This is a genomic window from Variovorax sp. YR752 (genome assembly GCF_943372545.1).
Genome location: NZ_CALRZC010000178.1, coordinates 1 through 17416, shown reverse-complemented (window position 1 = coordinate 17416; position 17416 = coordinate 1). Strand labels below are relative to the sequence as shown.

Sequence of the window (17416 nt, the reverse complement as noted above, 5' to 3'; positions counted from 1 at the left end):
GCATGCCTTCGCGCCGCAGCGGGTTCAGGCCCAGGCGCCAGAAGCCGAAGTGCATGTTGTAGCTCGGGCTCCAGGCGCGATAGTCGTCGGCAACCTCGGTGAAATAGTCCTGCGTGTCCTCGCGGCTCACGTGGCCTTCGACCGCAGGCGGCGCGGGCCGCGCGGTGCCGGGCAGGCGGAAGTCGGGCTGGAAGACGTCGGGCATCGAAACTCCTTCAGGCGATGTGAGTTTTTTCAGAGCTTGCAGTGGTCGTCGGCGCAGGTGGTTGGCGCGATCGCACCGTGCCCCGCGAGCCGCAGCACCAGCCAGCGCGGCAGCCGGTAGCGGTTGCGGGCCAGCACCGCGTAGGCGCGGTCGGCCAGCCGGCCGATCACCGGCAGGTCGAGCACGGCGCCGCCGGCCGGCAGGCCCACCGCGGCGCGGCAGGCGCGGATGGCGTTCACGCCCACGCGCAGACGGCCTGCGGCATCGACCGCGTGCAGCGAACGCATCAGCGCCTCGCGCGGCGCCGGGCCGTCCGCGAAACCGACGGGTGAGCAATCGACCAGATGCAACCGGCCGGCGCTGTCGCGCGCCTGCATGGCGCCCATTTCGGCCGTGCACAGCGGGCAGGTGGCGTCGAAATAGACGGTGAGCGGGTAGGTGGCGGGGGCGAAGCGGGTCATGGCGTTCTTGGTTCTCGATATTTCAGTCAAAACAGAAATAAGAAGGCAAAAAAAAGGACTCAGCCTTTCTCAGATCATCGGCAGGCTGGCGTGGTGCGCGTCGGGGTCGTCGCCCTTGTCGGGGGGCGGTGGCGGTGCGGTGTCGCCGCGCACGAACTTCTGCACGCTGGCGCCGAGCGTGAGCACCTTGTCGAGCGTGCCGGGCGACAGCCGCAGCATCTCGTCGGCCCAGGTGGCGAGCTTGGTCATGAGGTCCATGGTGGAGCGGATGCGGTCTTGTGCATCGGGCGGCTCCTTCTGGAAATCGGGGCTGGAAACGATCTCGCGCAGCACGCGGATGGTCGGGTCGAACTCGCGTTCCTTGCGCTCGCGCACCACGGTGCGGAACAGCTCCCACACGTCGACGCTGGTCTCGAAGTAGTCGCGACGGTCGCCCAGAGTGTGGGTGACGCGCACGAGGTTCCAGGCCTGCAGTTCCTTCAGGCTGTTGCTGACGTTGGAGCGGGCCACGCCCAGCGTTTCCGACAGCTCTTCGGCGTGCATCGGCTTGCCATGCGCGAACAGCAGGGCGTGGATCTGCGAGACCGTGCGGTTGACGCCCCACATGGAGCCCATCTCGCCCCAGTGCAGAACGAACTTGCGTTGAATGTCGGTGAGTTCCATAGCGTCGAGTTTAGGAATTCCTTAATTTCTGTCAAGACAGAAAGAAAAAACGCTGCACGGTCAGCACAAAAGTGAAATACTGTATGAATAAACAGTTGTTCAACTTGTTTCCTGCCTCCTTCCAAGGACTCGCCATGCCCGCCGCCCAGGTTCCCATCCACATCATCAAGGGCCGTGGCGCGGCCACGCGGCTCGCGCACCGGTTCTCCAAAGACGAGCGCGACGCCTTCGACGACGGCTGGGGCACCCTGGAAGAAGGCGAGGCCGAAGCTGCCGAACTGCTGCCGCTGGCCACCGAGGTGCGCTTCGAAGACGTGAAGTCCGTGCTCAGCAGCAACGAGTCGCCCGACATTCCTTTCGACCGCTCGCTCAACCCGTACCGCGGCTGCGAGCACGGTTGCATCTACTGCTTTGCGCGGCCCACGCACAGCTACCTGAACCTCTCGCCCGGCCTCGACTTCGAGACCAAGCTCATCGCCAAGCGCAACCTCGTCGAGGTGCTGCGCGCCGAACTCGGCCGCAAGAGCTATCGCCCCAGCAATCTCGCCATCGGCACCGCCACCGACTGCTACCAGCCCATCGAGCGCGAGCTGCGGCTCACGCGCGGCGTGATCGAGCTGCTGAGCGAGGTGCGCCATCCGTTCGCGCTCATCACCAAGTCGAGCGCCGTGGAGCGCGACCTCGACCTGATCGCGCCGATGGCGGCCGACCGGCTCGCGGCCGTGTACGTCACGATCACCACGCTTGACGGCGAACTGGCGCGCAAGCTCGAGCCGCGCGCCGCTGCGCCGCACCGGCGGCTGCGCACCATCCGCACGCTGGCCGAGGCCGGCGTGCCGGTGGGCGTGAGCGTGGCGCCGCAGATTCCGTTCATCACCGAAGACATGGAGCAGGTGCTCGAAGCCGCCTGGGAGGCCGGCGCGCGCAGCGCCTTCTACACCGTGGTGCGCCTGCCGTGGGAGGTGGCGCCGCTCTTCAAGGAATGGCTCGAGCTGCACTACCCGCAGCGCGCCGAGCGCGTCATGGCGCGCATCCACGAGATGCGCGGCGGCAAGGACTACGACGCCGACTTCGCCACGCGCATGAAAGGCTCAGGCCTGTGGGCCGACCTGATTCATCAGCGCTTCCAGAAGGCGACGAACCGGCTGGGCTTCAACCGCGAGCGGATTGCGCTCGATACCTCGGCCTTCCGGCCGCCGGGCGCGCAAGGGCAGGGCAATCTGTTCTGAGTGCGTGTCAGCGCGTGAGCCAGCCGTTGATCTCGTCGATGACGTCGGCTTTGGCGCCGCCCGCGAGGGCCTGCAACCGACCAGCCCAGGGCGGTCGGTAGGGCCGCCTTCGCTTCAACGCAATGCCTGGGCCTACATGAAGAGGTCGTCCGGCAGTGGTGCCACCACGACACCCGCCAGTTGCACTTCGAAGTCGGCGCCGCCGTTGCCGTCGATATCGGCCTGAAGTGTCTGGGTGGCAACGTCGAACCTCAGCTGTCCGGCCAAGTTGGTGAACGCTGCATCGCCGAGGTAGCTGAAGGCATCGTCCGCGTTCGCGTTGCCCGAAATGGCGTCGATGCCCGACAGGTCGAGCGTGTCCGCACCGCTCATGAATCCGGAGACCACGTCCCTGTTCGCACCGGCCGGACTCTCAGCCACGGCATTGAAGTCGTACACATCGTTGCCATCGCCTCCGATGAGCGTGTCCTTGCCCAGTCCGCCGGTCAGCGTGTCGTTGCCGCCGCCGCCGTTGAGCGTGTCGTTGCCCGCGCTGCCCTGGATCGCTTCGTTGTCCGCACCACCGGTGAAGGCGGTGCCGCCGACGATGCCGACGTCCAGCACCTGCGTCGCGGTGGCGTCGCCATCGGCGTCCTTGACCGCCAGCGAGAACTGCAGGCTGGCGTCGAGCTGGCCGCTGTTGAGGGTGACGAACCCGATGTCCGAGATCTTGATGACGTCGTTGTCGGAGGTTGCCGCTTCGGGGTTGGCCACGCCAGGTGTTCCCGAAAATTCCTGGAGCGTGGTGCTGCCGCCGCCGGCCCCCGTCAGTGCATTGAGGTTGATGGCCGTGCCCGTCACGCCTTCTGTCGACACCAGCAGTTGCGCACCTTCGATGACGTAGTTCTCGGTGCCGGTGTTGAAGTCGTTCGACTCGATGATGACCGCGCCATCGTTGTTGTCGAGCAAGATGCTGTACGGGGCCGGAATGGTCCCGCCCGACTTGATGATGTCGGCGTTGTCGATGATGATGGCCTTCGTCGTGCGGCTGCCGTCGTCCGGGTCCACCAGCTTGAGCACGAGCACCAGGTCCTCGCTGCCGATGCCGTCGAACTTGAGGAACATGCCGGCGGCCTGTGTGGTCGGCGTTGTGGTCGTGAAGCCGAACGGGTTCGCGGCGAAGAAGTCGAGGTCCAGCACCTCCCCTTGTTGAATCGTGTCGCCCGCCACGCCGTTGGCCAGGTTGGACACGCTCACCCACGTCCCTGCCTGCTTGAACAGCTCGCCGTTCACAAAGGCGGTTCCGTTGGCCGTGCCCAACGGGGCTGCCGGCGCGATCGCCTGGATGTTGTTGGCACCGGTGCCGCCGCCCGGCTCGCTGTAGCCGGTGAACTGCACGAAGAAGTTGCTGCTCAACTGGGCCACCGACACGTCGGGCTGCGTCTGGTCGACCGTCGATGTGCCCACCGTGTAGCCGGTGAAGCCCAGGGCCTGGCCGGTCGAGACGGTGTTGAAGCCCGCGATGGGCGCATTCAGCGTGAGCGAGTAGGTGCCGTTCACCTTGTCGAAGCTCAGCGTGCCGGTGGCGTTGGTGGTGGTCACTGAACCCGGGTCCGGCTTGTAGCTGAAACTCACGGCGAACGAGGCGCCCGTCGCAGTCTCGGTGGACCAGGTCACCGTCGGGCTGGTGATCGCCGCATTGCCCACCGTGCCAGTCAGCGTGATCGCTGAAAAGTCGGAGTTGGAGAGGCTGTAGCTCGACCGCGCGTCGGCGCCGATCTCGTAGTCGAAGGTGCCAGTGCCGCCGGGCGACGGGTTGCTGGTGTTCGCGTAGATGAGGTCGGTGCGGGCCACGATGGTCGGCCCGTCGTCCTCGAAGTTCAAGGCCTGGCCGATGTTCAGGAAGTCCGAGCCGGTGTTCTGGTCACCGTCCTTGTCGGTGATGGTGTCGGTGCGGGTCAGCACGATCAGGTCGGCCGCAGAGAGCGTCTTCGAATCGTCCGGGTTGGTGGTGTCCGGGTGCACGATCGCACGCTCCTGGTCGAGGGTGACAAGGCCCGCAGCGTTCACGCTGACGCTGAAGACGAGCAATCCGCTGCCGGACGTGCGCCCTTCGACCACGCCGCCGGCGGTGAGGGTCAACACCACGCTCTGATTGGTCAGGGTGTCGACCAGGCCCGAGGCGACGCCCACGCTCTTGACGCTCAGCGCGTAGGCGCTGGTGGTCGTGCCTGCGCCGTCGGCGCCGTAGGTCGGCGTGCTGGAGAAGTTGTCGGCGAAGCTGGCCGACGCGTTGGTGGTGAGGAAGGTTTCGTCTACCGTCAATGCGTCGGGGGCTGCGGTGTCGGCCACCACGACGCTCGGGCCGTCGTCCTCGAAGTTCAGGGCCTGACCGATGTTCAGGAAGTCCGAGCCCGTGTTCGGGTCGCCGTCCTTGTCGGTGATGGTGTCGGTGCGCGTCAGCGCGATCAGGTCGGCCGCGGAGAGCGTGATCGAATCGTCCGGGTTGGAGATGTTCGGGTGCACGACCGCACGCTGCTGGTCGAGCGTGACGAGGCCCGCCGCGTCCACGCTGACGGTGAAGACCAGCGCGCCGCTGATGGCGGTGCGCCCTTCGACCACGCCGCCGGCGGTGAGGGTCAACACCACGTTCTGGTTGGTCAGGGTGTCGACCAGACCTGAGGCGACGCCCGCGCTCTTGACGCTGAGCGCGTAGGCGCTGGTGACCGTGCCTGCACCATCTGCACCGTAGGTGGGTGTGCTGGAGAAGTTGTCGGCGAAGTTGGCCGACGCGTTGGTGGCCAGAGCGGTCTCGTCCACCGTCAGCGCGTCGGGAGGCGCGATGTCAGCCACCACGATGCTCGGCCCGTCGTCCTCGAAGTTCAAGGCCTGGCCGATGTTCAAGAAGTCCGAGCCCATGGCCTGGTCACCGTCCTTGTCGGTGATGGTGTCGGTGCGGGTCAGCACGATCAGGTCGGCCGCAGCGAGCGTCTTCGAATCGTCCGGGTTGGCGATGTTCGGATGCACGATCGCACGCTGCTGGTCGAGCGTGACCGTGCCGGTGGCGCTGACGCTCACGGTGAAGACCAGCGCGCCACTGGTGGCGGTACGCCCTTCGACCACGCCGCCGGCGGTGAGGGTCAACACCACGCTCTGGTTGGTCAGGGTGTCGACCAGGCCCGAGGCGACGCCCACGCTCTTGACGCTCAGCGCGTACGCGCTGGTGACCGTACCTGCGCCGTCCGCGCCGTAGGTGAGCGTGCTGGAGAAGTTGTCGGCGAAGTTGGCCGACGCATCGTTGGCGAGGATGCTCTCGTCCACCGTCAGCGCGTCGGGAGGCGCGATGTCGGCCACCACGATGCTCGGCCCGTCATCCTCGAAGTGCAGGGCCTGTCCGATGTTCAGGAAGTCGGAGCCGAAGCTCTGGTCGCCGTCCCTGTCGGTGATCGTGTCGGTGCGCGTCAGCACGATCAGGTCGGCCGCGGCGAGCGTCTTCGAATCGTCCGGGTTGGAGGCGTTCGGATGCACGATGGCGCGCACCTGGTCGAGCGTGACCGTGCCGGTGGCGCTGACGCTCACCGTGAACACGACATCGCCTGTGGCGGACGCCGCGGCGTCCGTGCCCTCGCGCCCCTCGACCACGCCCGAGGCGTTGAGGAACAGGAACACGCTGTTGCCGGTAGCCACGTCGTCCAGACCGGAGTCCGCGCCGCTGGTCTTCAAGCTCAGCGCGTAGGCGCTGGTGACCGTGCCTGCGCCGTCCGCACCGTAGGTGGGCGTGCTGGAGAAGTTGTCGGCGAAGTTGGCCGACGCGTTGGTGGCGAGGATGGTCTCGTCCACCGTCAACGCGTCAGCGGGCGCGGTGTCGGCCACCGCGATGCTCGGCCCGTCGTCCTCGAAGATCATCTGCGAGCCGATCTCCGCCGTGGCGGTGGACGACCTCAGCAGCCGGAAACCCCCGATGTCGAAGTCCGCGTGGGTGTTGCCCGTGGCATTGAGGGCCGCCCCGTTTTCGATGAGGACGCGGTTGTGGTCCGCCGACGTCGTGTATTCGATCGATTGGCCGGCCACGACGCCGGTGATGGTCGCAACGCCGGCGGTGATGCTGATGGCGAGGGTCGAACTCAGTCCACCCTCGGCACCGGCCGCGAAGGTTTCGAGCACGGCCCCGGTGACCGAGTTGAGCACGCGCACGCTCATGATCGAGATCACCGCGTCGTTCGCATAGCCGTCGATGAAGCTGTTGCCGGACTCCGCCGCCGTGCTGAAGGCGGAGATCTTGACCTGGGCACTCTTTCCGCTTTGCAGCTGCACGACGTCAAAGTCGGCCGTCCTCGCGCCGAAGGTGCCGGTGAAGTCGATGTTCGACTCCAGGTCGGCCTCGTTCTGGTCCAGGTTCGGAATGGTGACGTCCGCCCTGGCGCCGGTCACGAACGAGAAGCGGATGCCTTCCTGCTCGGTGATCATCTGGCTGTTGGTGCCGAACGTGGTCGGCCCGCCTGCCTTGCTGGTGTTGATCGTGTCGCCGGTCGCGATGTTGATGTCGTCGGTGGTGATGTTGGGATTGGCACCGGACTGGTTGGCCGGGTCCTTGCCGGTCGCGATGATCGACACGTTGGTAATCCGGCCATCGACGATCGTCGGGCTGCCCGTCGTGAACATCAGGAACAGGTTCTGTCCGGAGGGCGCGTCCGCGAGGTTGAACTCCGTGTCCTGGCTGACGCCGACGAAGATCTTGTCCGTCAGGTCGACCGGATCGTCGGCGTTGGCCGCATCGGGGTTCGATATCGCTTCGTACTGGACGGTCCAGATCTTGGCGCCGGTCACCGGGCTTCCCGTTTCCTCGAGGTAGGCGGCGAACACGACGACATTGAGGGCGGTCTTTCCGTAGACGACGTTGTTGTTGGTCGTGTCGGTGTACAGGAAGATGTCTTCGCCGTCGGCGGTGTTGAGGCCGCTGTCGAAACCATTGAGCGGCGCGCCGTTCGCGTCCGTGAAGGACATGTCGGTGACCGTGCCCGTCAGGCTGAACGTGAAGGCGTTGGTGCCGGTGTTGCTGCCGTTGTAGCCACTCAACGCCGCGTTGATGGCGGTGCCTGCGCTTTGGGCCGCCAGGCGGGTGATGAAGGCGGCGGGCAGGGAACTTGCGGAGATGTCATTGTCGTTACTGTCGCCGGGCGCAGCGGGAGTAGCGGCAAGGTTCTGCAAGTTGGCGGATTCATCGAGAGTGACGGTCGAGCCGGCCGTCAGGTTGAGCGCAGCCATAGGAACTCCTTGGTTTGAAAAGTGCGCCGATAGGAGTCAGTCCTTCCCGAATTGACGTGCGCTCGCTGGCGATCAACCACGTTCACTTATCAGCAGACAAGGATGCTGAACCTCAGGGCTGCGCCCCGTCCATAGGATAAAAGTTGTCACCCACAGGGTGATGCGCCGTGCCGGTCGCGCGCCCTTACCCTTTGATACCTTGCGAGGACCGTAGACCTGTTCGTAAGAATTTGTGGTCTTTATCATTAAGGTTCGGCTGCCTCCCATGAGCACCTCGGAGGGAAACCATGGAACAAGTCCCACTGTCGCCTGCTGGGTTGGAGCCTGCGTGGAACGCAGACCCGCTGGCGTTCATGCAAGGCTTGCGTCCCCTGTCGCCATTCGCGCCACCCGCGCTGTTGGCAACGGACCGTTTTCAGCCGGCTTTCTTCGACATCCCGCGCCCGTCCGCCGACGTCCGTGTGCCGGTGCTTGTCGCCACCGGCCCCAGCCGCCCACCACCGCTGTTCGGGCTCGGCCTGCTGGCCTCAAGGCACCGGGCCGGGCGGATGTACGAGGTCGCGTACGCGCAGATGAACAGCCTCGCTGAACTGGAGGCCCTCTGCCGGCCGCAGGCGCCTCGTCTGCTGCTGGTGGACATCGCGTTGATTTCGCCGGAGAGCGTCAACCGGCTGGACGATCTGCGCCGCCGCTTTCCAGCCACCGACTGGCTCCTGGGCTGGGACGCGGCCTCGCTGCTGGGCCTGGATGCAGCGATCCGGAGCCAGGCGCGTGGCAGCGTCGAGTGGGCCGCGAGCGCAGAGCAGCTCGCACAGTCACTGGATGCCGTGCTCGCAGGCATCCTGGGCTTCCCGGGGCCGGTGCTGCAGGCGCTGTATCTGTCCGTGCTGCGGTTGAAGACCACCGGCGGCCGGCCGGCGTCCTGCGGGACCACGTCAGCCATCCGGCTGACCGCACGCGAGGACGAGGTGCTGTCGCTGATGCACCGCGACATGACCAACAAGCAGATCGCCGAGCGGCTCGGCATCAGCGTCAACACGGTCAAGAAGCACCTGGCGCACGTGTTCGCGAAGCAGGGGCCGCACAGCCGGCGCTGGCGCCTCGCCTGATCCGCCGCAGGCACCCGCGCCGGTTGAAGGGCGCCGCTTACTCGATGACTTCGGGCCAGTCCGTGTGGAAGAACTGGCCTTCCGGCTTGTCGACTCGTTCGTACGTGTGCGCCCCGAAGAAGTCGCGCTGCGCCTGCAGCAGGTTCGCGCTCAGGCGCGCCGTGCGGTAGCTGTCGTAGTAGGCCAGCGAGGCGCTGAAGGCCGGCACCGGAATGCCGTTGCTGACCGCCAGCGCCACCACCTCGCGCCAGTTCTGCTGCGTGCGGTTCAGCAGGTCTTGAAAGAACGGGTCGAGCATCAGGTTGCCCAGCGCCGGGTCGGTGCGGAAGGCGTCGGTGATGCGGTTTAAAAAGCGCGCGCGGATGATGCAGCCGCCGCGCCAGATCGACGCGATGCCCGCAAGGTCGAGCTTCCAGCCCTTCTTCTCGCCCATCGTCTGGATGAGGTCGAAACCCTGCGTGTAGCTGATGACCTTCGAGGCATAGAGCGCGTCGTGCACCTTGGCCACCAGCGCCTGCTTCTCCAGCGACAACGCGGGCACCGGCCCGTGCAGCAGCTGGCTGGCCGCCACGCGCGCCTTCTTCTGCGACGACAGCACGCGCGCTTCGACCGCGGCGTTGATGGTGCTGATGACCACCGCGTTCTCGGCCGCATTCAGCAGCGTCCACTGGCCCGTGCCTTTCTGGCCGGCCTTGTCCAGGATGAGGTCGACCACCGGCTGGCCGGTTTCCGGGTCTTTCTGTTCGAGCGCCTTGGCGGTGATCTGGATCAGGTAGCTCTGCAGCTCGCCTTCGTTCCATTCGTTGAAGATGGCGGCCATCTCGTCGGTTGTGAAGCCTGCGGCCTTGAACAGGCTGTAGGCCTCGCAGATCAGCTGCATGTCGCCGTACTCGATGCCGTTATGCACCATCTTCACGTAGTGGCCCGCGCCGCCCGGGCCGATGTGGATCACGCAGGGCTCGCCGTCCACCTTGGCCGCGATGCTCTCGAAGATCGGCTTCATCACCTCCCAGGTCGAGAGCGGCCCGCCCGGCATGATCGACGGCCCCTTGCGCGCGCCTTCCTCGCCGCCCGACACGCCCGCGCCGATGAAGCGCAGGCCCTTGCTCGCCAGGTACGCATCGCGGCGCTCGGTGTCGGTGTAGAGGCTGTTGCCGCCGTCGATGACGATGTCGTCCTTGTCGAGCAGGGGAATGAGCTGTTCGATCACCTGGTCGACCGGCGCACCGGCCTTCACCATGATCTGGATCTTGCGGGGCTTGGCCAGGCTTTGAACGAACTCCTCGAGCGTCTTGGCGCCGATGAGCTTCTTGCCGGGGTTCTGCGCAATGAAGGCCTCGGTCGTGGCCTCGGTGCGGTTGTAGACGCTGACCTGGAAGCCGCGGCTTTCCACGTTCAGCACCAGGTTCTGTCCCATCACGGCCAGGCCGATCAATCCGAAATCGCTTTGCTGCTTGCTCATGTGTGCCGGGCCCTTCGTGCGTGTGCGGTTGAAAAAAGTAGCCGGTCATTGTGCCGGGCACCCACGCGGCGCGGCGTCGGAGGGCGTCTATACCCGCTTGGCAAACGGGTCGGGGCTGGCTATGTTGGCGGGATGACTTCCGCCGCCACGCCCGCAGCCGCAGCCCCTGCAGCGATCCACACCTGGTCGACCGACGCCGTGCCGCCGCCGCAGCGGCTGGACTACTGGATCGGCGCGGTCTGCGAAGGCTTTCTCGAGATGGACGTGACCAGCCCGCAGGCCGGCGGCTTCGGCGCCTCGCTCGAATCCGCACCGCTTGGGCCACTGCATGTGAACCGCGTGCGCGGCAGCGCGCAAGACGTCTACCGCACGCGCCGCGCCATCGCCCACAGCCGCCAGAACTACTACTACCTGCTGTGCAAGGCCGATTCGCCCTGGGTCGCGGTGCAGGAGGAGCGCTCGGCGCGCCTGCTGCCCGGCGACGCGGTGCTGGTCGATTCGCGGCGCTGCTACGCCTTCCACCTGCAGCAGTCGGCCGACACCGTGTCGATCGAGCTGCCGACCGCCTGGGTCGAGTCGTGGCTGCCCGATGCCGGCGACCGTGTGGCGCGCCGCATCGACGGCCACAGCGGCTGGGGCGCGGCGCTCAGCGGCTTTGCCCGGGCGCTGTCGCCCGAAGTGGCCCTGCGGCCTCCGCTGCCGGCGGCGTTGCTGGCCGACCAGCTCGGCGGGTTGCTGGCACTGGCGCTCGGCCCGGCGGGTGGCGTGGCGGCGCCTGACCCGTGTGGCCGCGCCGCCTTGCGCCAGCGCGTGCTCGACGCCACGCGCGAGCGCCATGCCGAGCCGGGCCTCACGGCTGCGGCCGTGGCGCAGGGACTCGGCATTTCGGAGCGCAGCCTGCACCGCTGCCTCGCGCAAGCGGGCGAGGGCGAGGGCGCGACCACCTTCGCGAACGCATTGGCCGCCTGCCGCATGCAGGTGGCGCAGCGCATGCTGGCCGATGCGCGCTTCGATCGCCTGAGCGTGGCGCAGATCGGCCTGCGCGTCGGCTTGGCTGATGCCTCGCACTTCGTGCGCCTGTGCCGCCGCCATCTGGGTGGTACGCCGGGCGCGCTGCGGCAGTCGCGCAACTGAACCGCTGCTACGCCTCGAACCAGTCCCGCGCCGACCGCCCCTGGTCCGGCCCCAGCATCGAGAAGCCACCATCGACCGGAATGTCCGCACCGGTGACGAAGCGCGCCGCGTCCGAGCACAGGAACAGCACCACCTGCGCCACGTCGTCGCCGTCGCCCACGCGGCCCAGCGGGTGCATCGGCGCGCCGACGCGGTCGGCCCGCGCGCGGTCGCCGTTCGTCATGCGCGACAGCGCGTCCGACCAGGTCCAGCCCGGCGACACCGAGTTCACGCGCACGCCCCGCGGCGCCAGCGTGGCGGCCTGGTTGCGCGTGAGCTGCAGGATGGCGGCCTTGGCTGCGGGGTACAGCGCCCGACCCGCCGCGCCGAACTTGCCGCCGACGCTGCCCATGTTCACGATGGCACCGCCGTGCGCGGCCAGCGTGTCGGCGGTCTTCTGCACCAGCATCGCGCCGGAGACGAGGTTGACGTTCAGCGCGGCCAGCCAGTCGGCGCGCGCGGAATCCAGGCCTGCATCGCCGTAGACCACGGCGTTGTTGATGAGGCAATCGATGCGGCCTTCGGTGCGCAGCGTGCCGGCCACGAGCGCATCGAGTGCATCGTCCGACGCGATGTCGCAGGCGACGAAGCGGCAGCCTGCGCCCACATCGGCCGCCAGCGCCGCGCCGCGCGCCGCGTCGATGTCAACCGCCACCACGCGCGCGCCGGCCTGCACGAAGGCGCGCACGATGGCGCTGCCCAGCAGCGCGGCGGCGCCGGTCACGATCGCGACCTTGCCTTGCAGCGTCGTCATGGCCGGCCTCCCATTTGCGCGACGGCGTCGTCCACGTGCACCACGTCCGCGAGCATCGCCAGGGTTTCGAGGCTCGCTGCCTGCAGGTGCGCCTGCGCGGTGCTGCAGGCGTCGGCGACGACCGCCACGTCGTAGCCCAGGTCGCTCGCGTGGCGCGCGCCGTGCTCGACCACGTGGTTGGTGGCGATGCCGGCCACGTACAGGCGGCTGGCACCGGTGGCACGCACCGCCTCTTCGAGCCCGCTGGCCCAGAAGGGGTTGTTGCGCTTGTGGGTGACGACGGTTTCGCCCGGCAGCGGCGCGAGTTCGTCGTAGAAGCCGGCGCCCCAGCTGCCTTCCTGCACCGCGCCGCTCTCGGCCACGCGCCGGAACAGCGTGCAGTTGCGCAAGCAGTCCGCGTAGTCGGGTGCGAAGGCGATGCGCACGAAGATCACCGGCACGCCGTTCGCGCGCGCACCGGCGATCAGACGTGCGGCCGCGGCGATGAGGCGCGGGCGCGCGGGGTCGTCGGCGGCCACGCCCACGCGCACCTTGCCGTCGACGTGCAGCACGTCGTTCTGGTAGTGCATCGCCAGCAGCGCGGCCTTCACATGAACACCTGCAGGGCTTCGTGCGGCGCGTCGCAGTTGACGAGATCGATGCGCTTGGTCTGGATGCGCCAGCCGTCGTCGGCGCGGCGCAGCGTGTGCAGCACGCTGCCGCCGAAGGTGCGTTGTTCGGTCTTGCGCCACTCCAGCAGCAGGAAGGTCGAGCGCACGGTGCAGACCGCATCGTCGTCGCGCGATTCGAGCGCGATGTTGCCCAGCACGTGCACGGTGCGCGTGGGCGGCTGCTGCGAATAGGCACGCGCCTGCTCGAGCCGCCGTGCGCGCATCGAGCGCAGCAGCGCGTCCTCGCAGAACAGCGACGCATGGTTGAGGTGGTCGACCTGGCCGTGCACCAGCGGCACCCAGTACAGGCCGTCGGGCGTGAAGAGCTTCTGCCATTCGTCCCAGCGGTGCTCGTCGAGCAGGCGTGCCTCGTGGTGCAGGAACTGGGTGAGGTCCTGCTGTTCGTTCCAGTCGCGGAAGTTCATTCGGGGCTCCCGGTCTGTGTGCCCGTGTCGACGCCCATGTACCCGGCCCACGCCGCGAACATGTTGCGCGAGGGCATCTCGCTGTTGCCGTTGGACGCGCGTCCGCCCGGCAGCGGCTGGTCGCGCCCCGCGGCGCGGTGCATGCTGACCCAGTCGCCGCCGTCGGAGCCCAGGCCTTCCTGCACGCGGTTGTAGGCCTCCAGGTCGTCGGACATCACGTTCGACGAGGGCGCGTTGACGATGTTGGTGTACTTGAGCGTGCGCTGGAAGGTGGCCTCGGGCGCACCCTTGAGGCGGAAGCTGAAGATCTCGACCAGCGTGCGGTCCACCGACAGCGGCCGGATCACGCGGATCTGCTGGAACGAGGTGTGCGGCGAACAGCTCGGATACACGATGGTGTTGTGCCGGTTCACGCGCAGGATCTCGTCGGTGCGCTCGGCGCCCTTTGCGGCTTCGAGCGAGGCCACGTAGGCCAGGCTCACCGGATCGGTCGGCGGCACGAAGATGCCTTCCATGAAACCGTGGCCGTGGTCGTAGCCCTTGAGCTCCAGCTTCTCCCAGAACTCCAGCGGCTCGCCGTTGCCGTCGACGATCACCACCTCGAAGGGCTTGGGCGTGCCGGCGGGCATCGATTCGTGCTCTTCCTTGGCCGCACGCCACGACGACTCGTGCGTGGCCACGGCGTGGATGGTGTCGTGCAGGTTCTCGAAAAAGATCTTCCAGTTGTTGCGCTGGACCACGCGTTGCACGCCCCCGGCCACCTCGACTTCGCCCTCGGGCGCGCGGTCGCAGAAGTTGTCGAGCGACGTGGCCACGCCGCCCAGGAATTCCTTCAGCTCCGGCCCGTCTTCCGACAGGCTGGCGAACACGAAGCCGCGGTGCGTGGCCACGCGCGCCACCTTGCGCACGCCGTACTGCGGGTCTTTCAGGTCGAGCGCGGTGCACTCGTAGCCGCTGCGCAGCGGCACCGACAGCAGGCTGCCGTCGCACTTGAAGGTCCAGCCGTGGTACAGGCAGCGCAGGAACTTGCCGGCGCTGCCGCTGCCGTCGGGCACGAGCTTGGCGCCCTTGTGCGGGCAGCGGTTGAACATCACGTGCACCTGGCCGTCGGTGTGCCGCACCATCACCACGGGCTCGCGGCCCAGGCGGGTGGTGAAGTAGTCGCCGGGCTTGGGCACCTGGCTTTCGTGGCCGATGTAGATCCAGGCCTGGCCGAACACGCGGTCCATCTCCAGCTCGAAGATGGCGGGGTCGGTGTAGACGCGCTTGTGCACGCGGTCGGGCTGCACGAGCGACTGGATGTCGATCGGGTTTGTCGCCGCGATGGGGATGATGGGGATCACGGGATTCATCGGGTGGGTCTCCTGAAACGTCATCAGATGTCGAGCACCAGGAGCGGCGTCTTCGCGCGCGACACGCAGGTGCACAGGGTCTTGCCGTCCGCCTTCTCGCGCGGACTGAGGTTGTGGTCGCGGTGGTCGGGCACGCCCTCGACCACGTCCACCACGCACACGCCGCAGTCGCCCTGGCGGCAGTCGTACAGCGGGTCCAGGCCTGCGGCGATGAGCACGTCGAGCAGGCTCTGGTGCGGCGCCACGGTCAGCTTCTTGCCCGAGCGCAGCGTGCGCACCTCGAAGGGCGCATCGCCCGCCTGCTCGATGGCACCGGCGAAGAGTTCGAAGTGCACGTGGTCGTCGGGCCAGCCGAGCGCGCGAGCGGTGTCGATCACGGCCTGCACCATGCCGCGCGGGCCGCATACATGCAGGTGGCGGCCGGGCACGGGCGCGGCCAGCAGCGCGCGCAGGTCGAGGCCGCGTGCCGGGTCGCCGCCGTCGTGCACCACGGTGCCGCCGAGCGCGCGCATCTCGTGCAGGTAGGCCGTGGTTTCTTCGCTGCGCGTGGCATAGACGAATTCGAAAGGCCGCCCTTCGGCCGCGAGCGAGCGCGCCATGCACAGCAGCGGCGTGATGCCGATGCCGCCCGCAAGGAGCAGGGGCGGCGTGCTGCCCGCGTGCAGCGCGAAGTCGTTGCGCGGCGCGTGCGCGGTCAGCGCGGCGCCGGGTTGCAGCGCGTGCATCCAGGCGGAGCCGCCCGCGCCTTGGGGCTCGCACAGCACCGCGATCTCGCAGCGGTCCGAGCCGTCGTGCGGCTTGGCGAGCGAGTAGGCGCGCTGGCCCGCGTGGCCGTTGGCCTGCACCACCTGCACGCCCAGGTGCGCGCCCGGCGCGAACGGCGGCAGGGGCTCGCCGTTGGCCGAACGCAGCACGAAGGCCTTGATGGCCGGCGTGAGCGGCGTGACCGCGTCCACGACCAGCGCCAGCATGTCGGAGGCGCCGCTCATCCCAAGGGCAGCGCCGGGTCGGCGATGGTGAGGCCGGTCGATTTTTCCCAGCGCGGCATCAGCGTGTTCGACGGCTGCGTTTCGTCGACCAGCTTGCGTGCGGTCTCGGCGCCGGCCACGGGCAGGCCCTTCGGATCGAGCAGGCCGATCTGCACCAGCACGCTGGCCTGGTCCCAGTAGATGTGCTCGTGGTAGAGCTTGTCGCCGCGGAACTTCACGATGGCCACGAGCGGAATCTCCACCGGCTTGCCGGTGGGCGCGATGCCCGGCAGCAGCCAGTCGATCTCGACCGTGTGGGTGAAGCTGAACAGCATCTCGTCCACGATCTGCGTCGCGCCCACCGTGCGCGAGAGGGGCGTGAGCCGTGTGTCGGGCGGCGTGCTCGGGATGAAGTGGTGCTTGTAGAAGCGCGACAGCTCCTTGACGCCCACGCCGCCGGTCATGGTCGGGATGTGGTTCACGTAGGGCTCGCTCACCATCGTGGCCATGGTGGCGACCACGTCGCGCGTGGCGAACTCGTACTCGCAGTGCTTGTCCCACAGCGCCGAGAGGTCGTACACGGGGCCGATCGCGTCCTTGAACAGCGCCATCGAGCGCTGGTGCGCCATGAGCGTGGAGGGCTTGTCGAAATGGTCGCCGCCGGTGCGCGCAAACGCATGGTCGACGCCGGGGTAGACGTACATCTGCGCATTCGGCTGGCCGGCGAAGGCTTCGAGCACCTGGGCGCGGGCCTCGGGCGGGCAGAACTGGTCGAGCTCCGCAAAGTGCAGGGCGATCGGGCAGTCGATTTTCGGCACGAGGTCGAGCGCGCCCTCGATGCCCACGCCGTAGTAGCCCACGGCGGCGTCCACGCCCGAGTGCGCGGCGGCCAGGTAGGCCAGCTTGCCGCCGAGGCAGAAGCCCAGCGCGCCGACCTTGCCGGTGCAGGCCGGGTGCGCGCGCAGCGCCTTCACGCTTGCCGTGACGTCGGCCACGCCGGCTTCGATGTCGAACTTCTGGAAGAAGCCGAAGGCGCGCTGCCAGTCTTCGGGCGAGTAGCCCAGATCGACGCCGGGCTCCATGCGCCAGAACAGGTCGGGCGCGAGCACCACGTAGCCCTCTTCGGCGTAGAGGTCGGCCACCTCGCGCACGTAGTCGTTGATGCCGAAGATCTCCTGGCACAGCACGATGCCGGGGCCGCGCCCCGAGGCCGGCAGGGCCAGGTAACCGCGAAAGGTCTGGGTGCCGTCGCCGGTGGGAATGTCGATGGTGTCGCTCATCGGGTCGTCTCTCGAAGTGGTGGGGTCGGCGGCGATTCTGCGAAGCGTGCCGGGGCGTTGTCTGTCCATTTCGTGCAGCGGTTTGCGCCGCACGAAACGGATAGCGGGGCGCCGCCGCCGCACAGAGACTGCGCCCTGTATTTGCTGCTGCCCCCCACGTTCAACGAACTCACCCCGAGGAGATCTTTCATGTCGCAGGCCACGCCCCGATCCGTCTTGTGCGCGCTCACCGTCCTGGTGGGCGCGCTGGCTTTACCCGCGCAGGCGCAGACCGTGAAAGTCGGCCTGGCGATGGACCTGTCCGGCCCGTTTGCCGTCGGCGGTGCCGAGGCCAAGGCCGGCTTCGCCGTCGCGATGAAGCAGCTGGGCGGCAAGCTCGGCGGCGTGCCGGTGGAGTTCGTGGAGGCCGACACGGCAGGCAACCCCGAGATGGCGCGCCAG

The 17416-nt window shown here is 67.8% G+C and carries 14 protein-coding genes and 1 pseudogene; 4 read left to right on the top strand and 11 right to left on the bottom strand.

The window, feature by feature from the left end:
* From AAG801_RS30400 to AAG801_RS30390, 3 genes and pseudogenes are all read right to left on the bottom strand, one after another.
* Nucleotides 1-205: pseudogene (locus AAG801_RS30400) on the bottom strand (methyltransferase type 11); the annotation flags it as partial.
* A 29-nt stretch (nt 206-234) separates the two neighbouring features.
* Nucleotides 235-666: a DUF393 domain-containing protein gene (locus AAG801_RS30395; protein ID WP_341891733.1), complete on the bottom strand. Its 432-nt coding sequence runs from the start codon at nt 664-666 to the stop codon at nt 235-237.
* Nucleotides 667-735: 69 nt separating this feature from the next.
* On the bottom strand, nt 736-1329 hold the full coding sequence (locus AAG801_RS30390; protein ID WP_101492078.1) for a MarR family transcriptional regulator: 594 nt from the start codon (nt 1327-1329) through the stop codon (nt 736-738).
* Nucleotides 1330-1463: 134 nt separating this feature from the next.
* Between AAG801_RS30390 and AAG801_RS30385 the strand changes: the two genes are divergently transcribed.
* Entirely contained in the window at nt 1464-2558 is a 1095-nt protein-coding gene (locus AAG801_RS30385) for a PA0069 family radical SAM protein (protein WP_101492079.1), read from the top strand.
* Between the two features lie 132 nt (nt 2559-2690).
* On the opposite strand, the gene AAG801_RS30380 is transcribed toward AAG801_RS30385, so the two are convergent.
* Nucleotides 2691-7802 (bottom strand): DUF5801 repeats-in-toxin domain-containing protein, encoded by a 5112-nt coding sequence (locus tag AAG801_RS30380; RefSeq protein WP_341891732.1) that lies wholly within the window; start codon nt 7800-7802, stop codon nt 2691-2693.
* Between the two features lie 353 nt (nt 7803-8155).
* Here AAG801_RS30380 and AAG801_RS30375 point away from each other — a divergent pair, with 353 nt between their 5' ends.
* Nucleotides 8156-8911 carry a response regulator transcription factor gene (locus AAG801_RS30375; RefSeq protein WP_341891731.1) on the top strand — a complete coding sequence of 252 codons (756 nt, stop codon included), beginning with the start codon at nt 8156-8158 and terminating at the stop codon, nt 8909-8911.
* Between the two features lie 37 nt (nt 8912-8948).
* Here the strand turns inward: AAG801_RS30375 and gnd are convergent, their stop codons facing one another.
* Nucleotides 8949-10373 carry a decarboxylating NADP(+)-dependent phosphogluconate dehydrogenase gene (gene gnd / locus AAG801_RS30370; RefSeq protein ID WP_341891730.1) on the bottom strand — a complete coding sequence of 475 codons (1425 nt, stop codon included), beginning with the start codon at nt 10371-10373 and terminating at the stop codon, nt 8949-8951.
* A 132-nt stretch (nt 10374-10505) separates the two neighbouring features.
* Between gnd and AAG801_RS30365 the strand changes: the two genes are divergently transcribed.
* Entirely contained in the window at nt 10506-11507 is a 1002-nt protein-coding gene (locus AAG801_RS30365) for a helix-turn-helix domain-containing protein (protein WP_341891729.1), read from the top strand.
* 7 nt (nt 11508-11514) lie between these two features.
* Here AAG801_RS30365 and AAG801_RS30360 read toward each other — a convergent pair whose 3' ends face one another.
* The 6 genes from AAG801_RS30360 to AAG801_RS30335 are packed head-to-tail and all read right to left on the bottom strand — an operon-like array spanning nt 11515 to nt 16975.
* A complete protein-coding gene (locus AAG801_RS30360) occupies nt 11515-12300 on the bottom strand; it encodes an SDR family oxidoreductase (protein ID WP_341891728.1) in 786 nt (261 codons plus the stop codon).
* Nucleotides 12297-12890, bottom strand: a complete 594-nt coding sequence (locus AAG801_RS30355; RefSeq protein ID WP_341891727.1) for an isochorismatase family cysteine hydrolase — start codon at nt 12888-12890, stop codon at nt 12297-12299. Before AAG801_RS30355 ends, AAG801_RS30360 begins: the two co-directional genes overlap by 4 nt.
* The gene (locus AAG801_RS30350; RefSeq protein ID WP_341891726.1) at nt 12887-13375 is read right to left on the bottom strand and encodes an aromatic-ring-hydroxylating dioxygenase subunit beta; all 489 of its coding nucleotides are present in this window, start codon (nt 13373-13375) and stop codon (nt 12887-12889) included. Before AAG801_RS30350 ends, AAG801_RS30355 begins: the two co-directional genes overlap by 4 nt.
* A complete protein-coding gene (locus AAG801_RS30345; RefSeq protein ID WP_341891725.1) occupies nt 13372-14727 on the bottom strand; it encodes an aromatic ring-hydroxylating dioxygenase subunit alpha in 1356 nt (451 codons plus the stop codon). Before AAG801_RS30345 ends, AAG801_RS30350 begins: the two co-directional genes overlap by 4 nt.
* A gap of 23 nt (nt 14728-14750) precedes the next feature.
* Complete coding sequence (locus AAG801_RS30340) at nt 14751-15716, bottom strand: PDR/VanB family oxidoreductase (RefSeq protein ID WP_341891724.1); 966 nt, start codon at nt 15714-15716, stop codon at nt 14751-14753.
* Complete coding sequence (locus AAG801_RS30335) at nt 15713-16975, bottom strand: dienelactone hydrolase family protein (RefSeq protein ID WP_341891723.1); 1263 nt, start codon at nt 16973-16975, stop codon at nt 15713-15715. The genes AAG801_RS30340 and AAG801_RS30335 overlap by 4 nt, the downstream gene beginning before the upstream one ends.
* 189 nt (nt 16976-17164) lie before the next feature.
* Here AAG801_RS30335 and AAG801_RS30330 point away from each other — a divergent pair.
* Nucleotides 17165-17416: ABC transporter substrate-binding protein (locus AAG801_RS30330; RefSeq protein WP_341891722.1), on the top strand; the 252-nt coding region annotated here is incomplete at its 3' end.